General features: G+C 65.2%; 16 protein-coding genes. 11 read left to right on the top strand and 5 right to left on the bottom strand.

Annotation, left to right across the window (positions count from 1 at the left end; all coding sequences use genetic code 11):
* Positions 1-95: 95 nt before the first annotated feature.
* A complete protein-coding gene (miaA, locus tag ACU0AG_RS05445; protein WP_482781243.1) occupies positions 96-1,052 on the bottom strand; it encodes a tRNA (adenosine(37)-N6)-dimethylallyltransferase MiaA in 957 nt (318 codons plus the stop codon).
* Here miaA and serB point away from each other — a divergent pair.
* Both serB and ACU0AG_RS05435 read left to right on the top strand, forming a co-directional pair.
* Positions 1,045-1,929, top strand: a complete 885-nt coding sequence (gene serB / locus ACU0AG_RS05440; RefSeq protein WP_482781242.1) for a phosphoserine phosphatase SerB — start codon at positions 1,045-1,047, stop codon at positions 1,927-1,929. The genes miaA and serB overlap by 8 nt on opposite strands.
* A gap of 135 nt (positions 1,930-2,064) precedes the next feature.
* Complete coding sequence (locus tag ACU0AG_RS05435) at positions 2,065-2,901, top strand: Coq4 family protein (protein ID WP_482781241.1); 837 nt, start codon at positions 2,065-2,067, stop codon at positions 2,899-2,901.
* Positions 2,902-2,913: 12 nt separating this feature from the next.
* Here ACU0AG_RS05435 and ACU0AG_RS05430 read toward each other — a convergent pair whose 3' ends face one another.
* A complete protein-coding gene (locus tag ACU0AG_RS05430; RefSeq protein ID WP_482781240.1) occupies positions 2,914-3,600 on the bottom strand; it encodes a nitroreductase family protein in 687 nt (228 codons plus the stop codon).
* 106 nt (positions 3,601-3,706) lie between these two features.
* Between ACU0AG_RS05430 and ACU0AG_RS05425 the strand changes: the two genes are divergently transcribed.
* Positions 3,707-4,504: a Coq4 family protein gene (locus tag ACU0AG_RS05425; protein WP_482781239.1), complete on the top strand. Its 798-nt coding sequence runs from the start codon at positions 3,707-3,709 to the stop codon at positions 4,502-4,504.
* 19 nt (positions 4,505-4,523) lie between these two features.
* Here the strand turns inward: ACU0AG_RS05425 and purL are convergent, their stop codons facing one another.
* From purL to ACU0AG_RS05410, 3 genes are read right to left on the bottom strand one after another with little or no spacing between them, the layout of a single operon-like run.
* Positions 4,524-6,776, bottom strand: a complete 2,253-nt coding sequence (gene purL, locus ACU0AG_RS05420) for a phosphoribosylformylglycinamidine synthase subunit PurL (protein WP_482781238.1) — start codon at positions 6,774-6,776, stop codon at positions 4,524-4,526.
* 30 nt (positions 6,777-6,806) lie between these two features.
* Positions 6,807-7,481 (bottom strand): hypothetical protein, encoded by a 675-nt coding sequence (locus tag ACU0AG_RS05415; protein ID WP_482781237.1) that lies wholly within the window; start codon positions 7,479-7,481, stop codon positions 6,807-6,809.
* Positions 7,482-7,496: 15 nt separating this feature from the next.
* Positions 7,497-7,904, bottom strand: coding sequence for a DUF2177 family protein (locus ACU0AG_RS05410; RefSeq protein WP_482781236.1), 408 nt, complete (start codon positions 7,902-7,904; stop codon positions 7,497-7,499).
* Between the two features lie 85 nt (positions 7,905-7,989).
* On the opposite strand from ACU0AG_RS05410, the gene ACU0AG_RS05405 reads away from it, so the two are divergent.
* The 8 genes from ACU0AG_RS05405 (at position 7,990) to ACU0AG_RS05370 (ending at position 13,864) form a co-directional block, all read left to right on the top strand.
* Positions 7,990-8,262 carry an exodeoxyribonuclease VII small subunit gene (locus tag ACU0AG_RS05405; protein ID WP_482781235.1) on the top strand — a complete coding sequence of 91 codons (273 nt, stop codon included), beginning with the start codon at positions 7,990-7,992 and terminating at the stop codon, positions 8,260-8,262.
* A 5-nt stretch (positions 8,263-8,267) separates the two neighbouring features.
* A complete protein-coding gene (locus ACU0AG_RS05400; RefSeq protein WP_482781234.1) occupies positions 8,268-9,179 on the top strand; it encodes a polyprenyl synthetase family protein in 912 nt (303 codons plus the stop codon).
* 25 nt (positions 9,180-9,204) lie between these two features.
* Positions 9,205-9,717: a pantetheine-phosphate adenylyltransferase gene (gene coaD / locus ACU0AG_RS05395; protein WP_482781233.1), complete on the top strand. Its 513-nt coding sequence runs from the start codon at positions 9,205-9,207 to the stop codon at positions 9,715-9,717.
* A gap of 89 nt (positions 9,718-9,806) precedes the next feature.
* Positions 9,807-10,532: a peptidylprolyl isomerase gene (locus tag ACU0AG_RS05390; RefSeq protein WP_482781232.1), complete on the top strand. Its 726-nt coding sequence runs from the start codon at positions 9,807-9,809 to the stop codon at positions 10,530-10,532.
* Positions 10,533-10,574: 42 nt separating this feature from the next.
* A complete protein-coding gene (gene queA / locus ACU0AG_RS05385) occupies positions 10,575-11,612 on the top strand; it encodes a tRNA preQ1(34) S-adenosylmethionine ribosyltransferase-isomerase QueA (RefSeq protein WP_482781231.1) in 1,038 nt (345 codons plus the stop codon).
* 162 nt (positions 11,613-11,774) lie between these two features.
* Entirely contained in the window at positions 11,775-12,314 is a 540-nt protein-coding gene (locus ACU0AG_RS05380) for an outer membrane beta-barrel protein (RefSeq protein WP_482781230.1), read from the top strand.
* Positions 12,315-12,425: 111 nt separating this feature from the next.
* The gene (gene tgt, locus ACU0AG_RS05375; protein ID WP_482781229.1) at positions 12,426-13,562 is read left to right on the top strand and encodes a tRNA guanosine(34) transglycosylase Tgt; all 1,137 of its coding nucleotides are present in this window, start codon (positions 12,426-12,428) and stop codon (positions 13,560-13,562) included.
* Positions 13,562-13,864: a chorismate mutase gene (locus ACU0AG_RS05370; RefSeq protein WP_482781228.1), complete on the top strand. Its 303-nt coding sequence runs from the start codon at positions 13,562-13,564 to the stop codon at positions 13,862-13,864. The genes tgt and ACU0AG_RS05370 overlap by 1 nt, the downstream gene beginning before the upstream one ends.
* Positions 13,865-13,879: the final 15 nt, after the last annotated feature.

Below are 13,879 nucleotides of genomic sequence, written 5' to 3'. Positions count from 1 at the left end.
CAGGGGCCTTAACAACAAAACCGGCCCGATGCAGGGGGGATTGCATCGGACCGAGTGAATGTGCCGCTATCGGTTATAATCTGATGGGTCAACCCCTATTCGCGCAATAATGATGCAAAATGGGTGTCAATGTCGATATTTTCGGATTCATCCCCGATGGCAATGCGGGGCCATTCTGCCGGGGGTTGGCGCCGGAACCAGGTGAACTGGCGCTTGGCATAATTGCGCGTCGCCTGCTGTCCGGCGGCGATCATGGCATCGCGATCAAGGATTCCGGCCAGAAAGCCTGCAATTTCCGGCACGCCGATAGCGCGCATCACGGGCAGATCGGGATCAAGCTCGCGCGCCAGCAGCGCCTCGACCTCGGCAATCGCGCCGGCTTCCAGCATCGCCTCGAACCGCCGGTCGCAGCGCTCGTAAAGCCATGCGCGGTCGGGCAGCAGGATCAGCGGGTTGAGATCGATCACCTCGCCGATGCCGCCCGCCTTGGCGAGCTGCCAGTCCGACAGCGTCACGCCGGTCGAGCGCTTGACCTCGAGCGCGCGGGCAATCCGCTGGCGATCCCCCGGATCAAGCTCGGCAGCGCGCAGCGGGTCTTCGAGCTGGAGCAGCTTGTAGGCATTATCTTCAGGCAGATTGCGCACCATGGCCCGCACCGCCGGATCGATTTCGGGGATCGGCGCAATCCCTTCCAGCAGGACTTTCAGATAAAGCCCCGTGCCCCCGACAAGGATCGGCACTGCGCCCGATGCATGGCAATCGGCAATCTCCGCCTTGGCGCGGGTGGCCCATGCGGCAGCGGAACAGGCCTCTGCCCCGTCCCACGCGCCGAACAGGCGGTGTTCGATGCCTTCCATCTCCTCATCGGACGGGCGGGCGGAAAGCACCTGCAAATCGGCATAGACCTGCGCGCTGTCGGCATTGATGATGACCCCGCGCCGCCCGCCCTTTGCAAGCCGGTGGGCGAGGGCCAGCGCAACCGCGCTCTTGCCGCTGGCGGTCGGCCCTGCAATGAGCGCGACCGGTAAAGCTGGAGAAGTTGGAATGCTCATTGCGCGGCTGATAGCAGAGACGGACAAATGTGAAACGCGTCTCGATGCGCTGTCGGGCGCTTTGGAACAGGGGGGCGTGCCCCTGGCCGCTGCCGCCATGCCCGAAGGCGATGCCGGAGTGCTCGAACTGCGGTTCGATGACGGCGATCAGGCGGCGGTGCTGGCGGCGATCGACGCGGTCTTCGCGCCGGCTGATATGCTGGTGAGCCGCGGCGAAATCGCGGTTCCGCGCCTGTTCGTGTCCGACATGGATTCGACCATGATCGGGCAGGAATGCATCGACGAACTGGCCGATTACGCCGGGATCAAGCCGCAGATCGCCGCGATTACCGAGCGTGCCATGCAGGGCGAACTCGATTTCGAGGCCGCCTTGCGCGAACGTGTGGCACTGCTCGAAGGGCTGGCGGAAGGCGCAATCCGCCAATGCCTCGACGAGCGCATCCGGCCCGAGCCCGGCGCGGGGACGCTGGTGGCGACGCTTTCGGCGCTCGGCACGCGCACGGTGCTGGTGACGGGCGGCTTTCACCACTTTGCCGATCCGGTGGCGCAGATGCTGGGGTTTGACCGGGTGGTGGGCAATCGGCTTGCCGTGGAAGGCGGGAAGCTGACCGGCGGGCTGATCGGTCCGATCACCGACAGTGCGGTCAAGGCCGCCGTGCTGCGCGATGAGGCAGGCGCGTTGGGCGAGGGCGCGCACAGTCTTGCCACGGGCGACGGCGCGAACGACATTCCGATGATCGAACTGGCGACCTACGGCTTCGCCTACCGCGCCAAGCCCAAGGCGCGGGCGGCAGCAAACGGACGGATCGATACGGGCGATCTGACGGCCGTTCTCACGCTTCTGGGCATTCCGCGCAGCCAATGGCGCATCGTCTGATCGCACACGGGAACCGGAAGGGCGCAAAAAGGGTTTTCTTTGGAGACGCGAATCGGTTATTTACACAAATGTAAGCAAGCCGTGACATCCCGCAGCCTTGCTTGAACATTGAGCGACTTCAGGAATAGCCCAGGCATGACCGCTTTCTCGACCGATTACAGCAACATGTTTGCCGCCGATGGCACGGTGCTGCGTCACCCCGACCGGCCCGAGCCGCGCTATCGCCCGCTGCGTGCGGTGCGCAATTTCCAGAAGCTGATCAAGGACAAGGAAGACACTTCGCTGGTCTTCAAGATTTTCGAATCGCTGCCCTCGGGCGGGTTCATGGAGCGGGTGCGCGATCTGGCCCTGTCCGAACGCGGCGAATTCCTGCGTGCGACCGAGCCGAGCCTGCCCGAAATCCTCGACGATCACGCCGCGCTGCGCCGCACGCCCAAGGGCAGCCTTGCCCACGCCTATTGCGATTTCATGGAAGCCGAAGGGCTTTCGGCAGCGGGCCTTGTGGCCGAGGCCGAGCGTCTGGGCCGCCCGAAATATCCCGATCTCGTCGAATGGTTCATCAACCGCTCGCGCGATACGCATGATCTGTTCCACGTGCTGACCGGCTATGGCCGCGATGCGCTGGGCGAACAATGCGTGCTGCTGTTTACCCACGGCCAGTCCCCCAGCCAGGGGCATCTGCTGATCGGCTATGCAGGGGCAGCGAATATCCGGAAGATGGTCAAGGGCAGCGCGGCTCCGGTGTTCGGCGCGGTGCGGCAGGCCCATCGCACCGGCAAGGGCGCGCCGCAGCTGATGGCACAGCCGATCCGCCAGCTGCTTGAACGCCCCGTCGATGAAGTCCGCGCCCAGCTGCGCATTCCGCAGCCGACCGAATATCGCGAATGCCACCGCATCTGGCGGGAAGAGGGGATCGACCCCTATGACCTGCTCGCCACCAAGCCCGCAGAGCCGGAACTGCTCGCCGCCTGACAGGCGAAGCGGTCAGAGCCAGCTGGTGATCTGACCGAAGGGCTTTTTCTGCAAGGCCTTGGCGGGCACCGTGGCTCCGGCTGCGGGACGACCGGTGACGATGATCATCAGCGGCTTTTCCCATTCCGGGCGGCGGCAGATCTCGCGCAGGAACCCCATCGGCGAAGGCGTGTGGGTGAGGGTGGCAAGCCCCGCCTCGTGCAAGGTCGCCAGCAGCATTCCGCAGGCGATGCCGACACTTTCGTTGACGTAGTAGTTCTGCGTCTGCCCGTCCTCCGCGATCCCGCCCTTGCGCTGGGCAAAGACGACGATCAGGCAGGGCGCGGTTTCGAGGAAGGGCTTGTCGGCATCCGTGCCGAGACCGGCGAGCGCGGCGAGCCATTCTTCCGACGCCTTGGGATCACTGCCGTCGGCCCCGTAAAAGCGGCGCTCCTCCTCTTCGGCGGCGGCGCGGATCGCGCGCTTGGTTTCCGGCGTTTCGATCACGGCGAAGTGCCAGGGCTGGTGGTTGGCTCCGCTCGGTGCGCTGGCGGCGGCGGCGATGGCCGCTTCGATCACAGCGCGCGGGACCGGATCGGGCGCGAAATCGCGGCAGGTGCGGCGCTGTTTCAGCCTGTCAGCGAACGCCCGTGCGCGGGCGATGGCCTCGTCATCGGGCAGCCGGGGGAGGTCATAGGGCAGGGTGTCGTGGGCTGGCATGGGCTGGCGATTGACCTCGATCAAGCATTGATGGACAGTTAACTGACATCAGTGTAAGTGGCGAATAGTGAACCTGTTCCGCGACTCGCGCAAAGGACGTGACACGATGGCGCTGACCGATCTCCCGCTGGTTGCCCCCGAACGCAAGACTTCGGGCTTTCGTCCGCTCAAGGTGCTGCACCATTTCGGCAAGCTGGTCGAGGACAAGGAAGACACCGAGCAGGTGTTCCACATCATCGAGGCGACCAAGGGCAAGCGCTCGCACAAGCAGGCGTGGGACTTCATCCGCTCGCCCGAAGGTCAGCGCTTTCTGGCCGAAGCGGTGGATATTCCCGCGATGCTCGATGATCACGCCCGCTGGGCCGATTGCGGGCCGAACACGGTGGCGGCGCACTACATCGCCTTCATGAAGCGGGAAGGGCTGTCGGCCGCAGGGCTGGTGGCCGAAAGCCACAAATGGGCACCGCCCGAAAGCCTGCCGAAAGACCAGACGCAGTGGTATTTCGACCGCTTGCGCGACACGCATGATCTGTTCCACGTGCTGACCGGCTATGGCCGCGATGCGCTGGGCGAGGCGAGCCTGCTGGCCTTTTCCTACGAACAGAACCACAATGGCGGGATCCTGTTCATCGCCTATGCGGGGGCGCGCCAGATCGGCAAGGTCAGCCGCACCAGGGCGCCGCTGTTCGCCGCGATCAAGGAGGGTCGCAAGCTCGGCAGGGCCGCAGGCAAGATCGCGCAGCAGGATATCGCGGCGCTGATGCGCGAGGATATCGACGCGGCGCGGGCAAGGCTGAACATCGGCTCGCCGGACGTTTACCGCCAGTGCCTCGCGATCCTCGAAAGCGAAGGCGTCGCCCGAGAACAGCTGACACTGGGCGGAGCGGGGGCGCAGGCGGCCTGAGCCCTGCCGGAGGGGCTGATTACCCCTCCATCCATTCCGCAAAGAAGCGCTGGTTTGCCGCCCGCAGCTCTGCCAGCGGCACGCCGAGCACCGCATCCCCGCCAACCGTGCCGATCCGCTGGAAGCCGATCTGCGCGGTATCCTCGTTGCGGGTGCCCTTGGCGAGCGCGGCGTTGAGCGCCGCCACATCGGGCACGGTCACCAGATAGCGGCCCTGATCCTCGCCGAACCACCACTGCGCCGGGGTATAGGCGGGGTTGGCCGCTTCGGTTTCGGCCCCGATGCCGCCCGCCAGCGCCATTTCGGCCAGTGCCACGGCCAGCCCGCCATCGCTGAGATCGTGGACCGCGTTGACCAGCCCGTCGGCAATCAGTTCGTGGATGATCTCGCCTGCCGTGCGCTCGATCACGAGGTCGGTCGGCGGCGTGCGGCCGGCTTCCATGCCCTTGACCACGCGCAGCCACAGCGACTGGCCGAGGTGCGAGCGGGTGGGATCGGGCTTGGCCCAAAACTCGGGACCGACGAGGTAGATCGCGTCGCCTTCATTCTTGAAGTGCATCGTCATCATCTTGTCGAGATCGGTGATGATGCCGACCCCGCCGATGGCCGGGGTGGGGAGGATCGCCGACCCGCCGCCGGTGGCCTTGCTCTCGTTGTAGAGGCTGACGTTGCCGCTCACGATCGGAAAGTCGAGCGCGCGGCAGGCATCGCCCATGCCTTCGAGCGCGTGGACGATCTGCGCCATGATTTCAGGACGCTGCGGGTTGGCGAAGTTGAGGCAGTTGGTCACCGCCAGCGGCTTTGCCCCCACGGCGCACAGGTTGCGATAGGCCTCTGCGATCGCCTGCTTGCCGCCTTCATAGGGGTCGGCAAAGACATAGCGCGGGGTGCAATCGGTGGTGATCGCCAGCGCCTTGCCGCCCCCATTTTTTTGGCTGCCGTGCACCCGCACCACGCCGGCATCACCGCCCGTCTGGAGCGTATCGGCGCCCACCTGCGAATCATACTGCTCGGCAATCCAGCGGCGCGAGGCGAGGTCGGGGGAGGCCATCATCGTGAGAAGATCGGCGGCGACATCATCGGTCGCAGGCACTTCGCCCAGCGGCTTCACGCCTGCCCAGACCTTGTATTCCTCCTTGGAGAGATAGGGCCGGTCATACAGGGGCGCTTCGTCCGCCAGCGGGGCGAGGGGGATGTCACACACCACTTCGCCATTCCATTCGAGCACCATGTGCCCGGTATCGGTGACTTCGCCGATCACCGCGAAATCGAGTTCCCACTTGCGGAAGATCGCTTCGGCCATGGCTTCCTTGCCCGGCTTCAGCACCATCAGCATCCGCTCCTGGCTTTCGGAGAGCATCATTTCATAGGGCGTCATGCCGGTTTCGCGGCAGGGCACCTTGTTCATGTCGAGCCGGATGCCCGCGCCGCCCTTTGACGCCATTTCCACCGAGGAGGAGGTCAGCCCCGCTGCGCCCATGTCCTGAATGGCGACAATGGCATCGGTCGCCATCAGTTCGAGGCAGGCCTCGATCAGCAGCTTTTCGGTGAAGGGATCGCCGACCTGCACCGTCGGGCGCTTGGCCTCGGCATCCTCGCCGAAATCGGCGCTCGCCATGGTCGCGCCGTGGATGCCGTCGCGCCCGGTCTTGCTGCCGACATAGACGATCGGGTTCCCGAGGCCGGTCGCGGCGCTGTAGAAGATCTTGTCCTGATCCGCGACGCCCACGGTCATCGCGTTGACGAGGATGTTGCCATCATAAGCGGGGTGGAAGTTGGTCTCCCCCGCGACAGTCGGCACGCCGACGCAGTTGCCATAGCCGCCAATCCCCGCGACCACGCCCTGCACCAGATGCTTCATGCGCGGGTGTTCCGGCCGGCCGAAACGCAGCGCGTTGGCATTAGCAATGGGCCGCGCGCCCATGGTGAAGACATCGCGCAGGATGCCGCCCACACCGGTCGCCGCGCCCTGATAGGGTTCGATGTAGGAGGGGTGGTTGTGGCTCTCCATCTTGAAGATCGCCGCCTGCCCGTCACCGATGTCGATCACGCCGGCATTCTCGCCGGGGCCGCAGATCACCCAGGGGGCTTCGGTGGGCAGCTTCTTCAGATGCAGGCGCGAGGATTTGTAGCTGCAATGCTCCGACCACATCACCGAAAAGATGCCGAGTTCCACAAGGTTCGGCTCGCGGCCCAGTGCATGGAGCACACGCTCGTATTCCTCGGGAGAAAGGCCGTGGCTCTCGACGATTTCGGGGGTGATGGTGGTCATGGTCGGGACTCCTTGGGCAGGCCCCCTAGATCACCTGCCCGACAAGGCCAAGCCGCTGCGTTTGCGGAACCAGCGATTCTCCCCCACCCAGACCGCCAGCGCGGTCAACACGCCGAAGGCGAACAGGGCTTGCAGGTAGAGGAAGGGGCCTGCGCTTTCAGGGTGCGGTCCGATCCAGTTGATCGCCTGCAGCAGCAGCATCACCCCGATCAGCACCGCGGGCGGGCCAACGGGGCCGCGGGTGCGGCGCAGGTAGAAGGCAAAGGCCCCCAGCGTCAGCCCCAGTTCCAGCGGGATCGCCACCCAGGGATAATTCCACAGGCCAAGGCCGAGTTTGGGCGGGGTGCCGTCAATCGTGAGGTCCGGCACATGCACCAGCCAGTCGGTCAGCCAGTGCGACAGCACCACCAGACCCGCCAGCGCGCCGACCATCAGGTTGCGCTGGTACACCGCCACCACGCCCAGAAACGCCGCCGCCCAGATCGCGGCGCCCAGCAGGCTGTGGGTATAAGGCATGTGATAGAGATCGAAGGGCACCATCACGCTCGCCGCAGGATCGACCCGCATCCGCTCCACACCGATGGTCGCGAGCGTGAAGAACCCCCAGTCGACCAGTTGCGCCGCAACGAACATCGTGCCCAGACGCGGACGTTCCGGGCTGATCGCAGCGGCGGCGAAGGCGGGGGCGAAGTGGCCGATGAACATTGCGGGCGCTAAGCCTCAGGCCGGGGCGAAACGCAGCACGACAAAGGTCGCAATCGCGCTCGCCGCGCCGGTGGCGAAGGCGCCCCACAGGATGTCGAGCACGCTGACATGGGTGGCCCACACCTTGAACACCGCCTGCGAGGTCAGGTCGAAGGTGGCATAGCACAGCCCGCCCAGCAGAATGCCATTGAGCAGCGCAGCCTGCACCGTGCCGGTTTCGATGCCGGGCTTGATCGCAAACCACGTCATCCCTGCAAGGTAGATGAAATAGAAGGCCGCCGCCGCGCCGACGTTGAAATTCTTGGCCATGATCTCGCCGATCACCGGTTTGTAGAGATTTCCCGATGCCCAGCGCAGCCACACGGCATCCATTGCGCCGAAAGCCACAGCCGCCGTGACATAGGCGATGATCCACTTGAGCATATTGCGTGCAATTCCTGTGTTGGGATGATCCGCCCGTCACCGCCAGCCTTGACCGCGCCCGCCCGCCCCGTCAATGCTCCATGGCATGGACGAGGGCACAGCATCACCGGCTGCCGCAGGGCAGGACATTTCGCAGATGAGTTTCGAACAGGCGCTCTCCGCGCTCGAAACAATCGTGCAACAGCTGGAACGCGGCGATGTGCCGCTTGACCAGTCGATCAGCCTCTATGAACGTGGCGAGGCATTGCGGGCGGCGTGCCAGCAGCGGCTCGATGCGGCGCAGGCGCGGATCGAGAGCATCGTCACCGGTGCCGATGGCCGCGCCGCCTCTACCCGCCCGTTCGACACGGAAAGCTGATCGTCATGCCGGTGGAAACGGGGGGCGCGGTGCTGAAGGACGCTATTGCGGGCGTTCAGGCCGATATTGATTCGCTGTTCGATGCGCTGTTGCCGGTGCCTGACGATACCAGCGCGCGACTGGTCGAGGCGATGCGCTATGCCGCGATCGGCGGCGGCAAGCGGGTGCGCCCCTTGCTCGTCGTCAGCACCGCCAGCCTGTTCGGCGTGTCGCGCGATGCGGCGCTGCGGGCGGGCGCCGCGATCGAGGCGATCCATGTCTATTCGCTGATCCACGATGATCTGCCCTGCATGGACAATGACGATCTGCGCCACGGCAAGCCGACGCTGCACAAGGTCTATGACGAAGCGACGGCGGTGCTGGCAGGCGATGCGCTCCACGCGCTGGCCTTCGAAATCCTCGCCGATGACGCCACCAGCGAAGACCCCTTCACCCGCAGCGAGCTGATCATGACGCTCGGCAAGGCTTCGGGGATGCATGGCATGGCCGGCGGGCAGATGATGGACATGGTCGCCGACGAAGAAGGCGTGACCTATGATCTCCACACCATCACCCGCCTGCAACAGCTGAAGACCGGCGCGCTGCTGGCCGCGTCGGTGGAGATGGGCGCAATCCTCGGCAAGGTCGCGCCGCAGGGCAGGGCGCACCTTCGCGCCTATGCCCGCGATATCGGCCTTGCCTTCCAGATTGCCGACGATCTGCTCGATGTCGAAGGCGATGTCGAAAAGGCGGGCAAGGCGCTGCGCAAGGATAACGAACAGGGCAAGCAGACCTTCGTCACCCTGATGGGGGTCGACAAGGCCCGCGAACAGGCGCGCGCGCTGGTCGATCAGGCGGTCGAACGCCTTGCCTCTTATGGCGCCGAGGCCGACGTGCTGCGCGCGCTCGCCCGTTACATTGTCGAGCGCGACCGCTGATCCTTTCGGGAGAGGGACACCTATCATGACACGCCGCATCGGGATCTATCCCGGCACCTTCGATCCGATCACGCTGGGCCATGCCGACATCATCCGGCGCGGATCGAAGCTGGTCGATCACCTGATCATCGGGGTGACCACCAATATCGCCAAGAGCCCGATGTTTTCGGACCCCGAACGCATCGCCATGGTCGAGCGCGAGGTTGCCAGCCTTGGCCTTTCGAACGTCGAGGTCGTCGGCTTCAACGCGCTGCTGGTCGATTTCGCCGACGCGCAGGGGGCCTCGGTGGTGATCCGCGGCATCCGCGGAGTGACCGACTTCGAGTATGAATACCAGCTCACAGGCATGAACCGGCAGCTCAACGATAAGGTCGAGACGATCTTCCTCATGGCCGACGTGAGCCTCCAGCCGATTGCCAGCCGGTTGGTGAAGGAAATCGCGCTCTATGGCGGCGATATCGCCAAGTTCGTCAGCCCGCCGGTGTGCGCGGATGTGAACGCCCGGGTGCGCGAACGGGGGCTTAAGGGCGATCGCTGAAACCGCTCGCGCTTTTACACAACCCGCCGATCATTCATTGAAGTGTCAGGCGGGCATGGCTACACGACCAGCCTAATCCGGATGGAACCATGATCACAGCCAAGCTTTCGCCTGCCCTTGCTGCCCTGCTTCTGCTGGCCGCCCCGCCTGCCGCTTTGGCCGCGCAGCAGGATAGCACCGCCGCGCCCGAGGCGGCATCGGACGATGACGGCAAGAAGGATGAAGCCGCGCCTGCACCGATGCGCACCTTCAAGGGGATCAATTATGATCCCGCGGTCGATCCCGAAAACGTCTGGGTGCTTGACCTGTCGAACGGCCAGCGGGTCAAGATCCGGCTTCAGGCCGACTGGGCGCCCGGCCATGTCGAGCGCATCAAGACGCTCACCCGCCGCGGGTTCTATGATGGCGTGGTGTTCCACCGCGTGATCGAAGGCTTTATGGCGCAGGGCGGCGATCCGACCGGCACGGGGCAGGGGGGCAGCGAGCTTCCCGACCTCAAGGCCGAATTCAACCCCATGCCCCACGTGCGCGGCACCCTGTCGATGGCCCGGGCATCGGAAGAAGACAGCGCCAACAGCCAGTTCTTCATCGTGTTCTACCCGCGCTTCAGCCTCGACAAGAAATACACCAATTTCGGCCGCGTGATCGAGAACATGGAAGCCGTGGACGCGATCAACCGCGGCGAGCCGCCGGCAGAGCCGACCTATATCGTCCAGGCCTCGATCGCCGCGGACAACAAGGCTCCGCCACCCCCGCCCGCGCCTGCAATCGACGCGCCGATTTCGGCCGACATGCTGAGCGCGCCGATCGGCTAAGGCTCTTCCCCTTGGGCACAGAGGGCGCTAGGCGCCGCGCCCATGAAGGTTGACCTGTTCGATTTCGAGCTTCCGCCCGAACGCATTGCCCTGCGCCCCGTTCGCCCGCGCGATGCGGCGCGGATGCTGGTGGTTCGCGGCGGCGATGCCCCGTTCGAGGACCGCGGCGTGCGCGATCTGCCCTCGCTGCTCAACGCGGGCGATGTGCTGGTGTTCAACGATACCCGCGTGATCCCCGCCCAGCTCGAAGGCCGCCGTGCCGATGGCGAGGCAAAGATCGGCGCGACCCTGCACAAGCGGATCGACCTGCGGCGCTGGCAGGCGTTCATCCGCAATGCCAAGCGGGTGAAGGTGGGCGATCAGCTGATGTTCGGCGGCGGCGTCACCGCCATTGCCGAAGCGCGCCACGATGATGGCTCAGTGACGCTGCTGTTCGAAGGGGAAGAGCCGGTCGAAGTGCTGCTCGACCGCGCCGGCACCATGCCCTTGCCGCCCTATATCGCCTCCAAGCGCGGGGTCGATAGCCAGGATCTGGAAGACTATCAGACGATGTTCGCGGCAGAGCAGGGCGCGGTCGCCGCCCCCACAGCCTCGCTGCATTTCACGCCGAGGCTGGTCGACGCCCTCGACGCAGCCGGAATCGGGCGGGCCATGCTGACGCTGCACGTGGGCGCGGGCACCTTCCTGCCGGTGAAGGCGGAGGATACCGACGATCACCGGATGCACGCCGAATTCGGCCGCATTTCGCAGGCCACCGCCGATCAGCTCAACGCCGCCCGCGCCGCCGGTGGCCGGATTATCGCCGTGGGAACCACCTCGCTCCGCCTGCTCGAAAGCGCGGTGGACGCAGACGGCGTGATCCATCCCTTTGCCGGTGACACGAGCATTTTCATCACGCCGGGATACAGGCTGAAGGCGGTTGACGGGTTGATGACCAATTTCCACCTGCCCAAATCGACCCTGATGATGCTCGTCAGCGCGCTGATGGGGCGCGAACGGATGATGGCTGCCTATGCCCACGCCATCGCGAAAGGATACCGCTTCTACTCCTACGGCGATTCCTCGCTGCTGCTGCCGTAACGGCCGGCGCGTCGGCAAATGTCTTTCGTCGGACAGATTGCACTGTCGGGCGGACATTAACGGCAACCTGTCCGGTCGTTCATTGCGGAGAAAGACGGGGATTCCTAAATGCTTGGGCCCGGACGCATCCCCTGCGACCGGACAGACACAAGGAAAACAATCATGCGGAAAATCGCATTCACCAAGTTCGCAGTTGCTGGCGCAGCACTCGGCGCTGTGGCTCTCCCCGCCGCCGCACAGGCGCAGTCGAACGAAGCGCCCAAGACCGAAGTCTATGTCGGCGCATCGGCGGGTATCCACGATCTCGGCAGCGGCCTGCCCGACGATGACGGCGGCATCTACGGCGTGTTCGCCGGGGTGGATGTGCCGGTCGGCGAAACCTTCTTCATCGGTGCCGAAGGCAACTACCACATCGGTGACGGCGCAATCGACAGCGAATACGGCATCGCTGCCCGCGCCGGTGTGCGCGTTGGCGACAGCACCAAGCTGTTCGTGCGCGGCGGTTATCAGGAAGTCGATTTCGACCTCGGCAGGTTCGCTGTCCCGGCGGTGGTCGGCATTGACGATACCGACGGTGATTACCTCGTCGGCGCCGGCATCGAATTCGGCCTCGGCGACAGCCCGGTTGCCTTCCGCGCCGGGATCGACACCATCGCGTTCGATTCGACCCGCGCAACCGTGGGTGTGCTCTACAAGTTCTAAGCGTCCCGCTTAGGCTGACTTGCGAAGGGGCAGGGGATACGAGGCACGTTTCCCTGCCCCTTTTTGCATGGGCGTGACAGCGCCGCGACGGGGCGCTAGGGCGACCGCGCCATGACTGCCCCGCGCTTCCAGTTCACCCTCCACGCCACCTGTGGCAAGGCCCGCACCGGCACAATCGCGATGCAGCGCGGCGCAATCCGCACGCCCGCCTTCATGCCCGTGGGCACGGCCGCCACGGTCAAGGCGATGAAGCCCGAAGCCGTGCGCCAGACCGGCGCCGACATCATCCTCGGCAACACCTATCACCTGATGCTGCGCCCCGGAGCGGAGCGGGTGGCGAGGCTGGGGGGCTTGCACAAATTCATGAACTGGCCGCGCCCGATCCTGACCGACAGCGGCGGCTATCAGGTGATGAGCCTCAGCGAATTGCGCAAGCTGACCGAACAGGGGGTGGAGTTCAAAAGCCACCTCGATGGCAGCAAGCACATGATCACGCCCGAACGCAGCATGGAAATCCAGCGGCTGCTGGGCAGCGACATCGTCATGGCCTTCGACGAATGCCCCCGCGCCGACCGTCCACGAGACGAGATCGCCGCTTCGATGGAGCTTTCGATGCGCTGGGCACGGCGCAGCCGCGAAGGCTTCGATGCGGGCGAGGAACACGCCGCCCGCGCCGCGCTGTTCGGTATCCAGCAAGGCGCGCTGCACGAAGACCTGCGCCGGATCAGCGCCGACAAGCTGATCGACATCGGCTTTGATGGCTACGCCGTGGGCGGGCTTGCAGTGGGCGAGGGGCAGGAGGCGATGTTCGGCGTGCTCGACTATGCGCCCGCCATGCTCCCCGCCGACAAGCCCCGCTACCTGATGGGCGTGGGCAAGCCCGATGACCTTGTGGGCGCGGTGGAGCGCGGGATCGACATGTTCGATTGCGTGCTGCCCACCCGATCGGGCCGAAACGGGCAGGCGTTTACATGGAACGGTCCCCTCAACCTGCGCAACGCCCGCTTTGCCGAGGATACCGGCCCGCTGGATGATCGCTGCCAGTGCCCGGTCTGCACCACCTACAGCCGCGCCTATATCCACCACCTCGTGAAGTCGGGCGAGATGCTCGGCGCGATGCTGGTGACCGAGCACAATCTCAGCTTCTATCAGGCCTTGATGCAGGGGATGCGCGATGCCATTGCGGCAGGGACCTTTGCCGATTTTGCCGCCGCTTTCCGCCGCGATTACCTTGGAAGTTCCGTTTGATGCCCAAACTGCCTGAAGAGTGCCAGACGATGGCCGAAGTGCGCGAGGGCGTCGATGCGCTCGACCGCGATCTTGTGGCGCTGCTGGCAAAGCGGTTCGGCTACATGCGCGCCGCTGCACGGATCAAGCCGACGCGGGATGCGGTGCGGGACGAGGCGCGCAAGGCCAGCGTGATCGCCGCCGCTGTGGCCGAGGCAGAAGCCCATGCCATCCCTGCCGATGTCATCGCCGACATCTGGGAACGCCTCGTCGAAGGCTCGATCGCCTACGAATTCGGCGAGTGGGACCGGACGCGGGGCTGACCACCCGCAGACGCT

It is taken from the genome of Erythrobacter sp. RANMB8 (assembly GCF_056848235.1).
Note: the sequence above shows the minus strand (reverse complement) of the source record. Positions and strands in the feature narration are given on the sequence as shown.

Bases quoted from the DNA above. Each gene is read 5' to 3' on its own strand.
- serB (WP_482781242.1), top strand. From the start codon at position 1,045: ATGCTCATTGCGCGGCTGATAGCAGAGACGGACAAATGTGAAACGCGT.
- miaA (WP_482781243.1), bottom strand. From the start codon at position 1,052: ATGAGCATTCCAACTTCTCCAGCTTTACCGGTCGCGCTCATTGCAGGG.
- ACU0AG_RS05435 (WP_482781241.1), top strand. From the start codon at position 2,065: ATGACCGCTTTCTCGACCGATTACAGCAACATGTTTGCCGCCGATGGC.
- ACU0AG_RS05430 (WP_482781240.1), bottom strand. From the start codon at position 3,600: ATGCCAGCCCACGACACCCTGCCCTATGACCTCCCCCGGCTGCCCGAT.
- ACU0AG_RS05425 (WP_482781239.1), top strand. From the start codon at position 3,707: ATGGCGCTGACCGATCTCCCGCTGGTTGCCCCCGAACGCAAGACTTCG.
- purL (WP_482781238.1), bottom strand. From the start codon at position 6,776: ATGACCACCATCACCCCCGAAATCGTCGAGAGCCACGGCCTTTCTCCC.
- ACU0AG_RS05415 (WP_482781237.1), bottom strand. From the start codon at position 7,481: ATGTTCATCGGCCACTTCGCCCCCGCCTTCGCCGCCGCTGCGATCAGC.
- ACU0AG_RS05410 (WP_482781236.1), bottom strand. From the start codon at position 7,904: ATGCTCAAGTGGATCATCGCCTATGTCACGGCGGCTGTGGCTTTCGGC.
- ACU0AG_RS05405 (WP_482781235.1), top strand. From the start codon at position 7,990: ATGGACGAGGGCACAGCATCACCGGCTGCCGCAGGGCAGGACATTTCG.
- ACU0AG_RS05400 (WP_482781234.1), top strand. From the start codon at position 8,268: ATGCCGGTGGAAACGGGGGGCGCGGTGCTGAAGGACGCTATTGCGGGC.
- coaD (WP_482781233.1), top strand. From the start codon at position 9,205: ATGACACGCCGCATCGGGATCTATCCCGGCACCTTCGATCCGATCACG.
- ACU0AG_RS05390 (WP_482781232.1), top strand. From the start codon at position 9,807: ATGATCACAGCCAAGCTTTCGCCTGCCCTTGCTGCCCTGCTTCTGCTG.
- queA (WP_482781231.1), top strand. From the start codon at position 10,575: ATGAAGGTTGACCTGTTCGATTTCGAGCTTCCGCCCGAACGCATTGCC.
- ACU0AG_RS05380 (WP_482781230.1), top strand. From the start codon at position 11,775: ATGCGGAAAATCGCATTCACCAAGTTCGCAGTTGCTGGCGCAGCACTC.
- tgt (WP_482781229.1), top strand. From the start codon at position 12,426: ATGACTGCCCCGCGCTTCCAGTTCACCCTCCACGCCACCTGTGGCAAG.
- ACU0AG_RS05370 (WP_482781228.1), top strand. From the start codon at position 13,562: ATGCCCAAACTGCCTGAAGAGTGCCAGACGATGGCCGAAGTGCGCGAG.